Here is a 17,419-nt window from a genome sequence, read left to right on the forward strand (position 1 = left end):
TCAAAAGGACTCGTGGGGCAGTTTCCTTGCACCATACTTACGTGCCCCGGCGCTCCAATCCAAATCACTGTTTCTTTCGCTTTGTAACGAAGTCACACGATTGAAATCGCTAGCGAATCACGGACTGAAAAACAGCAATGCCCGGGACCTTGATCCCGGGCATGAACGGTGCAGAGTTAGCCGCTCAATTCGACTGGCGACGCAGGAATGCCGGGATTTCCAGCTGGTCGTCTTCCTGCATCATCCGCGCCTGCGGAACCGCCCTGCCCTGATCATCGAGATTGCCGCGACGCGGTGCGTAGAGGCTTGCTTCAGGCGACAGCGGACGGCGCTGCTGCGAAGCGGCCGGCGGTGCGGCGGTCATGTCGGCGGCCACGGCTTCGTCGTCGCGACGGCCGAGCGAATTGGTGATTCGCTTGAGCAGGCCCATCGGACCGCGCTCTTCCGCTGCATGCGCGGAAGCCGGCTGCGTGCGGTGGTCGAGTTCGGCCTGGACGACCGGCGGGAAATCCTCGACCTTCGGCATGCGCATCGGTTCGGGCGCCTGGCGGATGATCGGCTCCTGCCGGACCGGCTGCTGCTGGACGGGCTGGCTCACGATCGGCTGGCTCATGACGGGCGCTGGAGCCTGCTGCTGCACCTGGGGACGCGTGACGGGAGCTTCCGGAGCAGGCGCGAAAATCTTGCTCTGCGGACGGAAGGTTTCCTGCTGTACCACTGGCTGCTGTACCGGGGCGCTGGCACGCGGGGCCGGGAATTCGAGTTCGCGTTCCATCTCGGCTTCGCGGATGGTCTGCGCGATCGGATCCACCACCTTCGGTGCCTGCATCACGGGGGCAGGCTGAACTGCGGCCGCTGCCGGAGCAACAGCCGCGGAGGGACGGATAGCAGGCCTTGCGACCGGCTGAACGTTGCGCTCGGCGGCTTCGCTGATCGCCCGATCGATGCCGGTTGCGACGACCGAGACGCGGATGATGCCCTCAAGCGATTCGTCGAAGGTGGCGCCGAGAATGATGTTGGCGTCGGGATCGACTTCCTCGCGGATGCGGGTCGCGGCTTCGTCGACTTCGAAGAGGGTGAGGTCGCGACCGCCGGTAATGGAGATCAGCAGGCCCTGGGCGCCCTTCATCGAGGTTTCGTCGAGCAGCGGGTTGGCGATCGCGGCCTCGGCGGCCTGCAGCGCGCGGCCGGAGCCGGAAGCTTCGCCGGTACCCATCATCGCGCGGCCCATTTCGCGCATGACCGAGCGGACGTCGGCGAAGTCGAGGTTGATGAGACCTTCCTTCACCATCAGGTCGGTGATGCAGGCAACGCCCGAATAGAGAACCTGGTCGGCCATCGCGAAAGCGTCGGCGAAGGTGGTCTTGTCGTTGGCAATGCGGAAGAGGTTCTGGTTCGGAATGACGATCAGCGTGTCGACAGACTTCTGCAGTTCCTGGATGCCCATCTCCGCCAGGCGCATGCGGCGCCCGCCTTCGAAATGGAACGGCTTGGTGACGACGCCGACCGTCAGGATGCCCTTGTTGCGGGCGGCCTGGGCGACGACGGGCGCTGCGCCCGTGCCGGTGCCGCCGCCCATGCCGGCGGTGACGAAGCACATATGCGTGCCGTTCAGGTGATCGATGATCTCGTCGATGCACTCTTCGGCGGCCGCGCGGCCGACTTCCGGCTGCGAACCGGCGCCGAGGCCTTCAGTGACGTTGGCGCCGAGCTGGATGACCCGCTCCGCCTTCGTCATCGTCAGCGCCTGGGCATCCGTGTTGGCGACGACGAAGTCGACGCCCTGGAGACCGGCGGTGATCATGTTGTTGACGGCGTTGCCGCCACCGCCGCCAACGCCGAATACGGTGATGCGCGGCTTCAGCTCTGTGATGTCAGGCTTTTGCAGCTTGATGGTCATGGTACCTGTTCCTTCTCTCTCTGGCCGCATCGCCACGCCGGCCAATCACTCAATTTCAGAAGCTTTCCTTCAGCCACTGGCCCATCCGGGCTATGCGGCTGTTATTTCCACCAAGCGACATGAGCAGACCGCTCTGTGACGCATGTGTCTCCATGTCCGCGACCTGCGGATAGATCATCAGGCCGACGGCCGTCGAAAAAGCCGGGCCCTTTGCCGCCGTCGGCAGTCCCGAGACGCCCATCGGGCGGCCGATGCGGACGTTGCGGGCAAGAATGCGCCGCGCCACATCGGCAAGGCCGGTCAGCTGGCTCGCGCCGCCGGTCAGGACGACGCGCTTGCCGACGATCGGGCTGAAGCCGGAGCGCTGGATGCGGTCGCGGATCAGTTCCATCGTTTCTTCGATTCGGGCCGAAACGATGCGCGAAACCAGCGCCCGCGGCACCTGCGACGGCTGGTCGCGATCATCCTCGCCGATCGGCGGAATCGAGATCAGCTCGCGCTCGTCGGAGGAATTCGAAAGGGCCGTGGCATGCACGACCTTCAGCCGCTCCGCATCCTCGATACGGGTCGAAAGGCCTCGCGCGAGATCGGTGGTCACGTGATGGCCGCCGAGGCCGACGGCATCCGTATGAACGAGCTTGCCTTCGGCAAAGACCGAGATCGTCGTCGTGCCGCCACCCATGTCGATCGCAGCGCAGCCGAGCTCGACTTCGTCATCGACGAGAGCCGCCAGGCCGGATGCATAGGGCGTCGCGACGATGCCCTCGACCGACAGATGCGCGCGGTTGACGCTGAGCTCGAGGTTCTTCAGCGCCGAGCGCTCTGCGGTGACCACATGCATATCGACGCCAAGCGCATCGCCATACATTGCCAGCGGATCGCGAATACCGCGCTCGCCGTCGAGCGAAAAGCCGGTTGCTAGCGAATGCAGCACCGAACGATCCTGGCGCAGCGACTGCTGGCAGGCGGCCGACAGTACCTTCTTCAGATCGTTGAGTTCGACTTCCTGGCCGCCGAGATCGATCGTGGCCGTGTAAATGTCACTGCCGAGGCGGCCGGCCGTCAAATTGACGATCAGGCTCTCGACAGTCAGCCCGGCCATGCGCTCCGCCGCGTCGACGGCGAGGCGAATGACGCCTTCCAGCGCGTCGAGATCAGCGATGACGCCGGTCTTGATGCCGCGGGAACGCTGGTGCCCGATGCCGATGATCTCGATATTGTGCGTGCGGCCCGGCAGGATCTGGCTTTCCTCGCGCGGCGTCAGCCGGCCGATCATGCAGACGACCTTGGTCGAGCCGATGTCGAGCACCGAAACGACATGCGACCGCTTCGACGAAAGCGGCTTCAGGCGCGGCAATCCGAAATGGGATGAACCGAACAAGCTCATATATTCTGCCCCGCCTTCTTCAATTCCTTGGTGCGCTCTGTCACAGCCGTCTGACGGCGGACTGCCGCCTCCGGCGTCAGCTGGATTGCGGTTCTATCGGACAGCCTGAGATCGACCGCGGCAATGTCCCGCTCCAGGAGCTGATGCTCCTTGTCGAACTTCGAAAGCGTCGCCAGCGCCTGGTCGATACCGTCTTCCGGCAGCTTGACGACGACGCCGTTATCCATGTGCAGATCCCAGCGACGGCCTGATATCCAGACATAGGCCTTCACGCGGGCCTTGACGTCGGGCCACTTCGAGAAGGCGTCGTCGAGCGACGCCGCCGCCGTCTCCGCATCGCGGCCGACGACGAGCGGCAGCGACGAAAACTTGTTGTCGCGCAGCGGCGCAATGACGCTGCCGTTCTTTTCGATCAGCGAAAGCTCCTGCCCGTGCTGCCAGATCGCATAGGCCTGACGCTCCTTGAGCTTCACCTCGATCGTCTTCGGATAGATCTTGCGAACCTCGACACTTTCGACCCACGGAAGATGCGCGATCTTCCGGCGGGCGGCATCGACGTCGAGGGCGACCAGCGAGGTCGTGCCGTCGAGGCCGATCAGTTGCAGGATCTCGATTTCGGACGTCTCCGAATTGCCGGAAACCTTCACGTCCTCGATCGCAAAACCCGCCGCCGTCGTCGTCGCCTGCGCAACGGCTTCGGTGTGGCCGCCGAGCGACATGCCGTAAAGCCCGGTCGCAGCCAGGAAAGCCAGCGCCGAGATCGTGCCGGTATGGGCCGGGATGTAGATGCGGCCGCTGCCGAGGCTGATCAGGAAACGGGTAACGCGGCGCAGCGGACGCGGCAGGACGAATCGCTCTTCGGCTTCCATGACCGGAAGCACGGCATGATGGCTGGGGCGCCCTATCCTCTTTACTGTCAACGCAAACAAGACGCGTCCTCCACCATCCACCGGAGAAACTCACCAAAGGAATAACCGGCATGACCGGCCATTTCGGGCACAAGCGAGGTTGGAGTCATGCCTGGCTGGGTATTGACTTCCAGCCAGATGATTTCGCCGTCTTCGGAGAAACGATCGTCGTAACGAAAGTCGGACCGACTGACGCCGCGACAACCGATTGCCTGATGCGCCCTTAGGGCCAATCTTTGTATTTTTTGGTAAATATTCGGTGAAATTTTTGCCGGGATGACGTGTTTTGAACCGCCGGCTGCGTACTTGGAATCGTAATCATAGAAATTGTGTCCCTGCGGCACCACCTCGGTGACGCCGAGCGCAGTCTCGCCCATGACGCCGCAGGTGAGTTCGCGGCCATAGACATAGCGCTCGACAAGCACATCCTCGCCGTAGCGCCACTCGGTGGAGCTGACGACTTGCGGCGGATGCGCCTGATCTTCCGTGACGATGACGACGCCGAAGCTCGACCCTTCCCGCACCGGCTTCACCACATAGGGCGGCTTCATCGGATGCGTCGAGGGAAAGGCGAAACGGTTGATCACCTGCGATTCGGCGACCGGAATGCCGGCAGCGGCGGCAACAAGCTTCGCCTTGTCCTTGTCCATTGCCAGCGCCGAGGCAAGCACGCCCGAATGCGTATAGGGGATCTCGAGATATTCGAGGATGCCCTGAATGGTGCCGTCCTCGCCGAAGGGGCCATGCAGCGCATTGAAGACCACATCGGGTTTCAACGCGGCAAGCTTTTCGGAAACGTCGCGCGCCACATCGATGCGTGTCACTTCGAAGCCTTCCGATTCGAGGGCTTCTGCGCAAGCCTTTCCCGAGGAAAGGCTGACAGGCCGTTCCGAGGAAAATCCGCCCATCAGGACAGCGACATGCTTGCGACTCATCAACACCCCCAAAAAATAACTTTCATTCTCGAAATCGACGCTTGCGCGAAGCTGTCTGCGCCGTTTCGGGCCTTTGTCCGACCTGCATGCATTAGAGCATCATTATGGTTAATGAAGTGTTTACTTTCGTTAACTTCTTCTTCCCAGGCGCAGCATTTGTCCGTGCCGCGCACTTCATTTTTCGAAGCTTCACGTCTTCGAAGTTTCAGGGTGGACATCTCAGCCGATCTGTCAAAACGGAAAAGCCCGCATGGAAAAACCACGCGGGCTCAACGGGATAGCCTCCTGCCTTGTGGTCAGTCGGCGTCGTCGAGAAACTTCCACACGAGCCCCCCGAGCACCCCGCCCGCAAGCGGTGCAATCCAGAACAGCCAGAGCTGCTGCAATGCCCAGCCGCCGACGAAAAGCGCCTGGCCGGTGGAACGCGCCGGGTTGACCGAGGTATTTGTCACCGGGATAGACACGAGATGGATCAGCGTTAGCGCGAGGCCGATCGCAAGTGGCGCGAAGCCTGCAGGCACGCGGCTGCTGGTCGATCCCAGGATGATGATCAGGAAGAACATGGTCAGCAGCACTTCGATCAGCAGTGCCGAAAGCAGCGAATAACCGCCCGGCGAATGATCGCCATAGCCGTTGGCGGCAAAGCCGCCAAGTTCGAAACCCGCCTTGCCGCTGGCAATGAGATAAAGCAGTGCGGCCGCAGCAACAGCGCCAACAACCTGGACGACGATATAGGGAAGCAGGCGTGCCGCGGGAAACCGCCCGGCGACCGTCAGGCCGAGGGAGACGGCGGGGTTGAAATGACCGCCCGAAATACCGCCCACGGCATAGGCCATGGTGAGCACGGTCAGGCCGAATGCAAAGGCCACCCCGACAAAACCGATGCCCAATTCGGGATAGGCCGCGGCAAGGACGGCGCTGCCGCATCCACCAAAGACAAGCCAGAACGTGCCGAGAAACTCCGCAACAAGACTCTTTCGCATGCGCACCTCCTAAATCTCAACCAGAGAGTTTATAGGGAATCTGCTACAATTCGAGTCCGGTCAAGCTGGTGAGAAATGCTGCGGCAAGCTTCGCGCAAGGATCGAGAAACTGTGCATCCGAGGAAAACAGCCAGCGCGGCTTTTTTATTGATGCGGTCGGCACTTCCGGCTAACCCGAGCACTCAAGGTCAAGCGGGGAACAGATCATGCGATGCCTCATCACCGGCGCGGCCGGCTTTGTCGGCGGGCCTCTCGTCGAAAGACTGCATGGCGAGCGGCTGTGGGAGCTTCAGGTGACGACGCGCTCCGCAGCCGCCGGCTTTCCGGCAGAGGTGCGGCATTTCCCCATCGAAATATCCAGCGAAACAGACTGGACGGCCGCTCTCGACGGTGTTGACGTCGTCGTCCATCTCGCCGCCCGGGTGCACATCATGAATGACCGCGCGGCCGATCCTCTGACGGAATTCCGCCGGATCAACACCGCCGCCACGCTCAATCTCGCCGAGCAGGCCGCACACGCCGGGGTAAAAAGGTTCGTTTTCATCAGCAGCATCAAAGTCAATGGTGAAGAAAACGACCGGCCCTTCCGCCACGACGATACGCCGATGCCGCTTGATCCCTATGGCGTTTCGAAGTTGGAAAGCGAAATCGGCCTGCATGAAATCTCAGCCCGAACAGACATGGAAGTCGTCGTCATTCGCCCGCCCCTCGTCTATGGGCCTGGCGCCAGGGGCAACTTCGCCCTGCTCGTCGGACTTGTCCGGAAGAAGATACCGCTCCCCTTCGCATCGCTGAAGAACCACCGGACACTGGTTGCGCTTCCAAATCTCGTCGACCTGATCGTCACGGCCATGACGCATCGGGATGCGACCGGCCAGACCTTTCTCGCCGGTGATGGAGAAGATCTCTCCACACCCGGGCTCATCGAAGGCATTGCCGCGGGCTTGGGCGTCAAACCGATGCTGCTTCCCTTCCCTCCCGCCTTGCTGCAGTTGGGTGCGAAATTGACGGGAAAAGACGCGGTCTACCAGCGTCTTTGCGGTTCCCTGCAGGTCGACATATCCCACGCCCGCGACGTGCTCGGCTGGTCGCCCATCGTCACGCCGCGCGAAGGTTTGAAGCTCGCCGTGCAGTAAAAAGCTATTCGCTGGTGACACCGTGGAACGGGCGCACTTCGCGGCCGGGCATGAAGACGCCGAGGCGCTTGATTTCCCATTCGAGCTTGATGCCCTCTTTCTCGAAGACCTCGCGGCGCACCTGTTCGCCGAGATATTCGAGATCGTAGCCGGTCGCCTGCCCCATGTTGATCATGAAGTTGCAGTGAAGCGACGACATCTGCGCTCCGCCGATGACGAGACCGCGGCAGCCTGCCTCGTCGATCAGTTTCCAGGCCGAATGGCCGGCAGGGTTCTTGAAGGTCGAGCCGCCGGTCTTTTCGCGCACCGGCTGCACCGTCTCGCGATGATTGCGCACGGCGTCCATCTCGGCGCGGATCTGGGCGCGCTCCTCCGGATAGCCCTCGAACAGCACGGAGGTGAAGATCAGCTCGCTGGATGCGGTCGAATGACGATAGGAATAGCCCATCTCGGCATTGGACAGCACGTGCCTGTTGCCCTTGCGGTCGACCGCGTTGACCTCGATTAGCCGCTCGCGCGTCTCCACGCCATTGGCCCCGGCATTCATGCGCGCTGCGCCGCCGATGCTGCCCGGAATACCGTAGAAGAAATGAAAGCCGCCGATGCCGTTATCCATCGCCATCGCCGCCACATGCTTATCGGGGCAGATGCTGCCGGCCAGAATGCGGTTTTCGCCGGCAAGCTCGACAAAGCCGAAGCCCTTGGCGGACAGGCGCAGCACGACGCCGGGAATGCCGCCGTCGCGCACCAGGATGTTGGAGCCGACGCCGATCACGGTCAGCGGCACCTCTTCCGGCAAGATTTTCAGGAAGGCGACGAGATCGTCGATATCATGCGGCTGGAACATCAGCTCGGCGAGGCCGCCTGCCCTGAACCAAGTGACGCGGTCCATGGGGGCATCCGGCGTGATGCGACCGCGGATATCCTTTACACCGTCTCCGAGAGACGCGAGAAGCTTTTCCCCATTCACCTGTTTCATACGGACTTTCCCGATAGGCCTTCCAGTTGCTTGGGCAGCGCCGCCGCCCAGGATGTGATGCTCCCAGCCCCCAACAGAACCACGAAATCGCCAGGCTTTGCAACCTCCGCAACCATCTGCGGCAGAAGCTCTGCCGAAGTGAGAAAGCGAGCGTCGCGATGGCCGCCGGATTTTATCCGCGAGACCAGCGACACGGAATCGATCCCCGCGATCGGATCTTCGCCTGCCGCATAGACCGGCGCCAGGAAAATGCTGTCGGCATCGTTAAAGCAGGCGGCGAATTCCTCGAACAGGCTTGCCAGGCGGCTGTAGCGGTGCGGCTGATGGACCGCGATGATGCGCCCCTTGCAGGCTTCGCGGGCAGCGCGCAGCACCGCCTTGATCTCGACCGGATGGTGACCGTAATCGTCGAAGATCTGCACCCCGTTCCATTCGCCGGTCAGCGTGAAACGGCGCTTGACGCCGCCGAAGGAGGCTAGCCCCTTGGCGATATCGGCGCTCGATATGCCGAGCCGGTTGGCTACGGCGATAGCCGCCGTGGCGTTGGAAATATTATGCCGCCCGGGCATCGGCATGACCAGCCCCTTGAGCTCGATCACCTGGCCGGTGCGGCGGCGGCGGATTTCGACGTCGAAGATCGAGCGTGTGCCGTCGATGCGCACATTCTTGAAGCGTACGTCGGCCTGCGGGTTCTCGCCATAGGTGATGATCTTGCGATCCTCGATGCGGCCGACCAGCGACTGCACCTCGGGATGGTCGAGGCACATAACGCCGAAGCCGTAAAACGGCACGTTCTCGACGAACTGCCGGAAGGCGGCGCGCACGGCGTCGAAATTGCCGTAATGGTCGAGATGCTCCGGGTCGATATTGGTGATGACGGCGACATCCGCAGGAAGTTTCAGAAACGTGCCGTCGGATTCGTCGGCCTCGACCACCATCCACTCGCCCTCGCCCATGCGGGCATTGGTGCCGTAGGCATTGATGATGCCGCCGTTGATGACGGTCGGATCGAGCCCGCCGGCTTCGAGCAGGGTGGCGACCAGCGAAGTGGTCGTCGTCTTGCCATGCGTGCCGCCGATGGCGATCGCATTGCGGAAGCGCATCAGCTCGGCAAGCATTTCGGCGCGGCGCACCACCGGCAGCAGCTTTTCGCGGGCGGCGATCAATTCCGGATTGCTCTTTTTTATCGCCGTCGAGACGACGACGACTTCGGCATCACCCAGGTTCTCAGCCCGATGGCCGACGAACACCTCGATGCCCTTGTCGCGCAGGCGCTGGACATTGGCGCTATCGGCCTGGTCGGATCCCTGCACCTTGTGGCCGAGATTGTGCAGCACCTCGGCAATGCCGCTCATGCCGATGCCGCCGATGCCGATGAAATGAACGAGACCGATCGCCTTCGGCAGTTTCATGCGCGTGTCCTCTTCAATTCCGCAATTGTCCGTCCGGCGGCAATAGCCTCAACCATGTCGGCAAGCAAGTTCGCGGCATCGGGTTTTCCGGCGAGTTTCGCCGCCGCTGCCATGTGCGAAAGCTTTTCCGGATCGTTCATCACAGCCGTCAGGATCGCCGCGATCTTCTCCGGCGAAAGCTCGGATTGGGCGATCACCTTCGCTCCGCCGGTCGCAGCCAGCGCTGCCGCATTCGCCGCCTGGTCATGATCGAGAGCGTGCGGGTAAGGCACCAGCACCGCCGGCCGACCAATGACGGAGATCTCCGAAACCGTCGAGGCGCCCGAGCGGCAGATGACAAGATGGGCCTTCGCCAGCCTCTCCGCCATGTCGGTGAAGAAAGGCGCGATATCGGCCCCCATCTCCAGCTTGGCGACGCAGCCGCCGACCATCTCCATATCCTCGGGACGCACCTGCTGGGTGATGCGCAGTCGCAGACGCAGCGCGTCGTCAAGCAGGCTAATCGCCGTCGGCAGCGCCTTGGAGAAATATTGCGCGCCCTGGCTGCCGCCGAAGACGACAAGATTGAAGGCTTCGCCGGGATGCGAGGGCGTATAAGGCACCTCGGCGGCAGCGATGATTGCCGGGCGGACCGGATTGCCTGTCGTTACGGTCTTGTCCGGGAAGGCGCCGCCCCCCTCCGGCAGGAAACCGCCGGCAATCCCCTGTACGCGGGTCGCCAAGGCCTTGTTGGCACGGCCCATCACGGCATTCTGCTCGTGGATCATCGCCGGCACGCCAAGCCTTGTCGCGGCAAGCAGCGGCGGCACTGTCGGATAGCCGCCGAAACCGACGACGATGACGGGCTTCAGCCGCTGGATCAGCTTCTTTGCGGCCCGCATGCCGCTCCAGAGCGTCCACAGCGAACGGGCGACGGCGACCGGGTTCTTCGAGCCGATCGTCGCCGACGGCACGACATGGATCTCTTCGGCCGGGAACTTGCCGGCATACCGCTCGGCCCGGCTGTCGGTGACGAGATGCACCGAGTAGCCGCGCTCTTTCAGCTTGAAGGCCAGCGCCTCCGCCGGGAACACATGGCCGCCGGTTCCCCCGGCGGCAAGCAGCACGATGCCTTTGCTCATGGCCTTTTACTCCGCCGGCATGCCGTGCGGGACGCGGAAAAGGCTCCGGTCCTGCGCACGTTTTTCCGGTCGATGACGCGTCAGCGCCAGAATGAAGCCGGCGGTGACGCAGATCGCCACCATCGACGAGCCGCCGTAGGAAATCAGCGGCAGCGTCATGCCCTTTGCCGGCAGCAACTCGAGGTTGACGCCGATATTGATGATCGACTGGATGCCCATCTGCAGCACCAGGCCGGCAACGGCGAAGCGGTTGAAGTCGTTGCGCTCGCGATAGGCATGCGATAGGCCGCGCAACACCAGCACGGTAAAGAGCGCCACCAGCGCCATGCAGAAGACGATGCCGAACTCCTCGGCCGCGACCGAGAAGATGAAGTCGGTATGTGCATCCGGGATGATGCGCTTGACGATACCCTCACCCGGCCCCTGGCCGAACCAGCTGCCGCGGATGATCGCCTCGCGCGCCGTGTCGATCTGGAACGTGTCGCCCTCGCCGGTCATGAACTTGTCTATTCGCAACGCGACGTGCGGGAAGACGTAATAGGCGCTGAGCAGGCCGCCGGCGCCGCCGATGCCGAGCAGCATGATCCAGATCCATGGCATGCCGGCCATGAAGAACATCCCGCCCCAGACGGCCGTAGTCAGGATGGTCTGTCCGAGGTCAGGCTGCGCGACGAGCAGGGCGGCGACGATGGCAAACAGAATGATGGCGAAGAGATTACCGGGAATCTCCGGCTGGCGCGCATGTTCGGCAAACAGCCAGGCGCAAACCACGACGAAGGCGGGCTTCATGAATTCCGACGGCTGGATCGAAAGGCCGGCGATCCAGATCCAGCGCCTGCCGCCCTTAACCTCCTGTCCGACGAACAGCACCAGCACCATCATGGCGAGCGAGATGATCAGCAGCAGGATCGCCGTTCGCCGCACTTGCCGGGGCGTCAGGAACGACAGTCCGAGCATGACGGAAATCGAAGGGATCATGAAGGCCGCATGGCGCTTGACGAAGTGGAAGGGCTCGAGCCCGATGCGCTCGGCAACCGCGGGAGACGCTGCAAACGACAGCATGAAACCGATGCCCATCAGGAAGATGAACATCGCCAGGAAGAAGCGGTCGATGGTCCAGAACCAATCGGCCAAAGGCCCACGTTCCGCGCGGCTTACCATGTCATTTCTCTCCTGTTGCCGAACCGATCAGCATCGCAATCCCGTCAAGCGCTGCCACGTGTCCGACGAAGGCTTCACCCCTGACTTCGAAATTCTTATACTGATCGAAGCTTGCGCAAGCCGGGGATAACATGACGGCCGAAGCGGCGGCCTCGTCGCGCTCGGCATCGGCTGCCGCATGCACGACCGCGCGCTCCAGCGTGCCTGAAATCTCGTAAGGCACGGCCTCGCCGAGTGTCGCTGCGAATTCCGCCGCCGCTTCGCCGATCAGATATGCCTTGGCGATGCGCGGAAAATAGGGAGCGAGCGTGGTGATGCCGCCTGATTTCGGCAGGCCGCCGGCGATCCAGTAGATGCGATCATAGCTCGAAAGCGCCGGTGCCGCAGCATCGGCATTGGTCGCCTTGGAATCATTGACGAAGACGACGCGGCCACGCTGCCCCACCGGCTGCATGCGATGCTTGAGGCCAGGGAACGAGGCAAGGCCGGCACGGATGTCGTCGGCGGAAATACCGACGGCAAGGCAGGCGGCCACAGCTGCGGCGGCGTTCTGCGCATTATGGCTGCCGCGCAGCGTCTGGATACCGTCGAGATCGGCGAAGGGCAGCATGGCGCCGCCGGCGGCCTGAATGAGCCTGGTGCCCTCGGCATAAATGCCTGATGCCACCACGCTGCGGCGCGAAATGCGCACCACCTTGACACCCGCCCGCTCGACGCGGTCGGCAATCAGCGCCGAATGGCTGTCGTCGACGCCGACGACCGCCACATCGCTGCCGGCGACCAGCCGTTCCTTGACATCGGCGTAATGCTGCATCGTGCCGTGACGGTCGAGATGATCGGGCGTCAGGTTGAGCAGGATGCCGGCTGACGGGTTGAGCGTCGGTGCCAGGTCGATCTGGTAGGAGGAGCATTCGACGACGTAATAGCGTCCGGCCTTCGGCGGATCGAGCGTCAGAACCGCCGTACCGATATTGCCGCCGAGCTGCGTATCATAGCCGGCGCTTTTCAGAATATGGGCGATCAGCGCCGTCGTCGTCGACTTGCCGTTGGTGCCTGTGATGGCGATGAACGGGCAATCCGGCGCATGGGCGCGGCGCTCGCGCACGAAGAGTTCGACATCGCCGACGATATCGACGCCGGCGGCGCGCGCAAGATCGACGGTCCAGTGCGGCTTCGGATGGGTGAGCGGCACGCCTGGTGATAGCACGAACAGCGCCTGCTGGCTCCAGTCGATGGTATGCAGATCCTCAGTCCGGATGCCCTCGGCGGAAGCCTTGGCGACGCTGTCGGGATTGTCGTCCCAGGCGGTCACCTCGGCGCCGCCCGAAACCAGCGCCCGGGCGGTGGCAAGGCCCGAGCCGCCGAGCCCGAAGAGCGCGACCTTCCTGTCCTTGAGCGTCGTGACCGGGATCATGGCCGCCTCACCGCAACTTCAGCGTCGAGAGGCCGAGCATGGCAAGGCCGACGGCGATGATCCAGAAGCGGATCACCACCTGGCTTTCGGTCCAGCCCTTCTTCTCGAAGTGATGATGGATCGGCGCCATCAGGAAGACGCGCCGGCCGGTCATCTTGAAGAAGCCCACCTGGATGATGACCGAAAGCGTCTCCATGACGAAGAGGCCGCCGATGATCGCCATGACGATCTCGTGTTTGGTGGCGACGGCAACAGTGCCGATCGTGCCGCCGAGCGCCAGCGACCCGGTATCGCCCATGAAGATGGCGGCCGGCGGCGCGTTGAACCACAGAAAGCCCAGCCCGGCGCCGATGACGGCGCCGAGAACGACGGCAAGCTCGCCGGTGCCGGGCACGAAATTGATCTGCAGGTAGTTCGCAAACACCACATTGCCGGCGAGATAGGCGATGACGCCGAAGGAGGCGGCGGCGATCATGACGGGCACGATAGCTAGCCCGTCAAGGCCGTCGGTCAGATTGACGGCATTGCCGGCGCCGACGATGACGAAGCCGCCGAAGACGACGAACATGATGCCGATATTGATCATGAAGTCCTTGAAGAAAGGAAAGGCGATCGACGAACCGAAGGTCGAGCCGGCAACGCCCGAGGCAAGGGCGGTGCGCATCATGAAATAGACGGCGATGCCGGCGATGACAAATTCGATGCCCAGGCGCGCCTTGCCGGAAAAGCCCATATGGCTCTGCTTCGTCACCTTGAGATAATCGTCATAGAAGCCGATCGCGCCGAAACCGAGCGTCACCAGCAAGGTGGCGACGACATAGACGTTGGAAAGATCGGCCCAGAGCAGCGAGGCGCCGACGATGCCGGCAAGGATCATAAGCCCGCCCATGGTCGGTGTGCCGGCCTTTTTGAAATGGGTCTGCGGCCCGTCGGCGCGGATCGGCTGGCCCTTACCCTGCCGGATGCGCAGCGAATTGATGATGGTCGGCCCGAACAGGAAGACGATCAGGGCTGAGGTGAACAGAGCAGCGCCTGTACGGAAGGTAATATATCTGAACAGGTTCAGAAACTTGAAATATTCCGACAGTTCGACAAGCCAGATCAGCATTCAGGGCCCCTTGTTTACCCGATCAAAGTTCGCGTTGCGTGTCGGAAAATGGCGGGAACTTGTCAAGGAGCGCGGCGACGATCTTGCCGAAACCGATGCTCAGAGACGATTTCACCATCAACACGTCGCCTGGCGCGACCGAGTTCAACACATAATCCGTCAATTCGGCGGTGTTCTCGCGATATTCGACATGGACGCTTTCCGGCAGCGATTCCTTGAGCGCGGCCATCTCTGCGCCGGCGAGCCAGACATGTTCGATACCGGCTGCAAGCAGCGGCACGGCCAGATCGGTATGGACCTTCTGCGCATACTCGCCCATTTCAAGCATGTCGCCCAGCACGGCGATACGGCGTCCGCGGCTGGTCGGCTCGGAGGCCGCCAGCAGTGCGATCGCCGCGCGCATCGAAGCCGGATTGGCATTGTAGCTTTCGTCGATCAGCGTGAAGCTGCCGCTGCCGATCGAAAGCCGGTGGCGCTTGCCCCTGCCCTTTTCCGGCTTCAGCGTCGCAATCGCTGCGATCGCCCTTTCCATGTCGGCACCGACGATCCTGACGACCCCGAGCGCGGCGAGCGCGTTCTCGGCGATATGGCGGCCGGGCGCGCCGATCGCGACCTCCAGCGTCTCGCCGCCGATCGTCAGCCACAGCGTCGAATTCTCATCCGCGCCGTTGAATTCCGCCAACCGGAATTCGGCCTTGGCATGCTGGCCGAAGGAATGGATATGCTCGATACCGAGCGACTGAGCCGTGCGGTCGAGGAAATTGAACTGGTCGTTGTCGCGGTTGAGCACCACATGGCCGCCTGGCTCGACCCCCTCGAAGATCTCCGCTTTGGCGGCAGCGATCTCTTTGATGTTCTTGAAATTGCCGAGATGGGCCGGTGCGATCGTCGTGATGATGGCGACATCGGGACGGATCATCTCGACCAGCGGCCGGATCTCGCCGGGATGGTTCATCCCGACTTCGAAGACACCGTAATCCGTATCGTCAGGCATGCGCGCCAGCGTCAGCGGTACGCCCCAATGATTGTTGAAGGAGGCGACGGAGGCATGCACCTTGCCGGAGGGCGACAGCACATGCCGCAGCATTTCCTTGGTGGTCGTCTTTCCCACGGAGCCCGTCACCGCGATGATCCGGGCCTTGGAGCGCTCGCGCGAGGCAAGGCCGAGCCGGCCGAGTGCCGCAAGCACATCCTCCACGACGATCATTGGCACCGTCAGGCGGCCCATGGCCGGAAGCCTCGCCTCACTGACGACGAGAAGGGAGGCGCCGTTCGCCACCGCCATCGACGCGTAGTCGTGACCGTCGACACGGTCGCCCTTGATCGCGAAGAAGGCTTCGCCCGGGCTGATCGAGCGGCTGTCGATGGAAATGCCGGTGATGCCTTCGGGCAGAGTGCCGAAGGGCCGCCCCGCCATTGCTGCGATCATGTCTTCGGTCGTCCAGAGCCAGCTCAAGATTGCAGTTCCTCCAAGGCCTTGCGCACCTCCGCATGATCGGAGAACGGCAGGGTGACGCTACCGATCGTCTGCCCTTCCTCATGCCCCTTGCCGGCGACGATCAGTGTATCGCCGGATCGCAACATACCAACAGCCTCGCGGATTGCCGTGGCGCGATCGGCAATTTCCGAGGCGCCGGATGCTGCCGCCATGATCTCCGCCCGGATCGCGGCCGGCTCCTCCGAGCGCGGATTGTCGTCGGTGACGATGACGACGTCGGCAAGTCGGCAGGCGATTTCACCCATGATCGGCCGTTTGCCGCGATCGCGGTCGCCGCCGCAGCCGAAGACGACGACGACGCGGCCGGTGGTGAAGGGCCGGACCGAGCCCAGCACGTTTTCCAGCGCATCCGGCTTATGGGCATAGTCGACATAGGCGAGCGCGCCGTCTTTCGTATGGCCGACGAGTTCGAGACGGCCGGACGCGCCGACGAGCTTCTCGAGCGCGGCCATCGCAACTTTCGGCTCGACGCCGGTCGACATGGCAAGACCTGCCGCGACCAGCGCGTTGGCCACCTGGAAATCGCCGGCCAGCGGAATATCCACCTCGAAGATCTCGCCGCCGATATGGATCTCGGCGGTCTGCTTGTGGCGGAAGTGCTCGACACGTTTCAAGGTGAGGTAGACGCCCTTGCGCCCGACGGTGCGCACATCGTGACCGGCAGCGGCAGCGGCCTTGATCGCCTGCGCCGACCATGGATCGTCGGCGAAGATCACCGCCGGCGCGCCCTTCGGCAGCAGCGTATCGAAAAGCCGCATCTTGGCGGCCATATAGGCCTCGACCGTGGGATGATAATCCATGTGGTCGCGGCCGAGATTGGTGAAGGCAGCGGCGGCAAGCTTGACGCCGTCGAGCCGGCTCTGGTCGAGGCCGTGGCTGGAAGCCTCCATCGCCGCATGCGTGACACCTTCGCCGGCAAGTTCGGCCAGTAGTTTGTGCAGCGACACCGGATCGGGCGTCGTCAGCGAACCATATTCGTTGCGCGTCGGCGAGACGACGCCTGTTGTGCCGATCATCGCCGCCGCATGCCCCGCATGCGCCCAGATCTGCCGGGTAAAAGAAGCCACAGAGGTCTTGCCCGCCGTGCCGGTGACGGCGACCATGGTCTCCGGCTGCCTGCCGAAGAAGCGCGAGGCGGCGATCGAAAGGAAACGGCGCGGCTCCTTGACCGCAAGCACCGGGATGGAAGCCTCGACGGCCTGGGAAGCAATCGCGACGGCGGCACCCCGGCCGGCGGCATCGGCGATGAAGCCCGCGCCGTCCGCCTTGCTGCCGGCGACAGCGACAAAAGCATTGCCCGGCGCCACATGGCGGCTATCCGAAGACAGGCCCGAAATATCAAGCAAGCCTGCCGGGCCTTCGAGCTGTGCTTCAATTTCCGGAAACTGATCTCCGGCCAGGTCTCGCAATTTCATCGAATGCACTTTTCTCTCTTGAAGCCGGTCCACCCCTCGCGAATCGGCGTCGATATTCATTC

Annotated in this window: 14 protein-coding genes; 1 reads left to right on the top strand and 13 read right to left on the bottom strand. The window is 63.0% G+C overall.

What is annotated here, in order from left to right; all coding sequences use genetic code 11:
* Positions 1–184: 184 nt before the first annotated feature.
* The 5 genes from ftsZ to aqpZ form a co-directional block, all read right to left on the bottom strand.
* Entirely contained in the window at positions 185–1,900 is a 1,716-nt protein-coding gene (gene ftsZ / locus K6N12_RS18875) for a cell division protein FtsZ (protein ID WP_097628251.1), read from the bottom strand.
* A 55-nt stretch (positions 1,901–1,955) separates the two neighbouring features.
* Complete coding sequence (gene ftsA, locus K6N12_RS18880; protein ID WP_003565034.1) at positions 1,956–3,287, bottom strand: cell division protein FtsA; 1,332 nt, start codon at positions 3,285–3,287, stop codon at positions 1,956–1,958.
* Entirely contained in the window at positions 3,284–4,216 is a 933-nt protein-coding gene (locus K6N12_RS18885; RefSeq protein WP_097628250.1) for a cell division protein FtsQ/DivIB, read from the bottom strand. The genes ftsA and K6N12_RS18885 overlap by 4 nt, the downstream gene beginning before the upstream one ends.
* The gene (locus K6N12_RS18890; protein ID WP_097628249.1) at positions 4,204–5,130 is read right to left on the bottom strand and encodes a D-alanine--D-alanine ligase; all 927 of its coding nucleotides are present in this window, start codon (positions 5,128–5,130) and stop codon (positions 4,204–4,206) included. Before K6N12_RS18890 ends, K6N12_RS18885 begins: the two co-directional genes overlap by 13 nt.
* A 296-nt stretch (positions 5,131–5,426) precedes the next feature.
* On the bottom strand, positions 5,427–6,113 hold the full coding sequence (gene aqpZ, locus K6N12_RS18895; RefSeq protein WP_097628248.1) for an aquaporin Z: 687 nt from the start codon (positions 6,111–6,113) through the stop codon (positions 5,427–5,429).
* A gap of 206 nt (positions 6,114–6,319) precedes the next feature.
* Between aqpZ and K6N12_RS18900 the strand changes: the two genes are divergently transcribed.
* On the top strand, positions 6,320–7,249 hold the full coding sequence (locus tag K6N12_RS18900; RefSeq protein ID WP_097628247.1) for a UDP-glucose 4-epimerase family protein: 930 nt from the start codon (positions 6,320–6,322) through the stop codon (positions 7,247–7,249).
* A gap of 4 nt (positions 7,250–7,253) precedes the next feature.
* Here the strand turns inward: K6N12_RS18900 and murB are convergent, their stop codons facing one another.
* The 8 genes from murB to K6N12_RS18940 are packed head-to-tail and all read right to left on the bottom strand — an operon-like array spanning position 7,254 to position 17,417.
* Entirely contained in the window at positions 7,254–8,228 is a 975-nt protein-coding gene (murB, locus tag K6N12_RS18905) for a UDP-N-acetylmuramate dehydrogenase (RefSeq protein ID WP_097628246.1), read from the bottom strand.
* Entirely contained in the window at positions 8,225–9,640 is a 1,416-nt protein-coding gene (gene murC, locus K6N12_RS18910) for a UDP-N-acetylmuramate--L-alanine ligase (RefSeq protein ID WP_003593362.1), read from the bottom strand. Before murC ends, murB begins: the two co-directional genes overlap by 4 nt.
* A complete protein-coding gene (gene murG / locus K6N12_RS18915; RefSeq protein WP_097628245.1) occupies positions 9,637–10,761 on the bottom strand; it encodes an undecaprenyldiphospho-muramoylpentapeptide beta-N-acetylglucosaminyltransferase in 1,125 nt (374 codons plus the stop codon). Before murG ends, murC begins: the two co-directional genes overlap by 4 nt.
* Before the next feature lie 6 nt (positions 10,762–10,767).
* The gene (gene ftsW, locus K6N12_RS18920) at positions 10,768–11,922 is read right to left on the bottom strand and encodes a putative lipid II flippase FtsW (RefSeq protein WP_003565051.1); all 1,155 of its coding nucleotides are present in this window, start codon (positions 11,920–11,922) and stop codon (positions 10,768–10,770) included.
* Position 11,923: 1 nt separating this feature from the next.
* Complete coding sequence (gene murD / locus K6N12_RS18925) at positions 11,924–13,336, bottom strand: UDP-N-acetylmuramoyl-L-alanine--D-glutamate ligase (protein ID WP_097628244.1); 1,413 nt, start codon at positions 13,334–13,336, stop codon at positions 11,924–11,926.
* A 7-nt stretch (positions 13,337–13,343) separates the two neighbouring features.
* Positions 13,344–14,444 carry a phospho-N-acetylmuramoyl-pentapeptide-transferase gene (mraY, locus tag K6N12_RS18930; protein WP_003593357.1) on the bottom strand — a complete coding sequence of 367 codons (1,101 nt, stop codon included), beginning with the start codon at positions 14,442–14,444 and terminating at the stop codon, positions 13,344–13,346.
* Between the two features lie 22 nt (positions 14,445–14,466).
* Positions 14,467–15,900, bottom strand: a complete 1,434-nt coding sequence (locus K6N12_RS18935; protein ID WP_097628243.1) for a UDP-N-acetylmuramoylalanyl-D-glutamyl-2,6-diaminopimelate--D-alanyl-D-alanine ligase — start codon at positions 15,898–15,900, stop codon at positions 14,467–14,469.
* Positions 15,897–17,417 (bottom strand): UDP-N-acetylmuramoyl-L-alanyl-D-glutamate--2,6-diaminopimelate ligase, encoded by a 1,521-nt coding sequence (locus tag K6N12_RS18940; RefSeq protein ID WP_097628242.1) that lies wholly within the window; start codon positions 17,415–17,417, stop codon positions 15,897–15,899. Before K6N12_RS18940 ends, K6N12_RS18935 begins: the two co-directional genes overlap by 4 nt.
* Positions 17,418–17,419 lie beyond the last annotated feature (2 nt).

Source organism: Rhizobium redzepovicii (assembly GCF_019793435.1).
Taxonomy (GTDB): domain Bacteria; phylum Pseudomonadota; class Alphaproteobacteria; order Rhizobiales; family Rhizobiaceae; genus Rhizobium; species Rhizobium redzepovicii.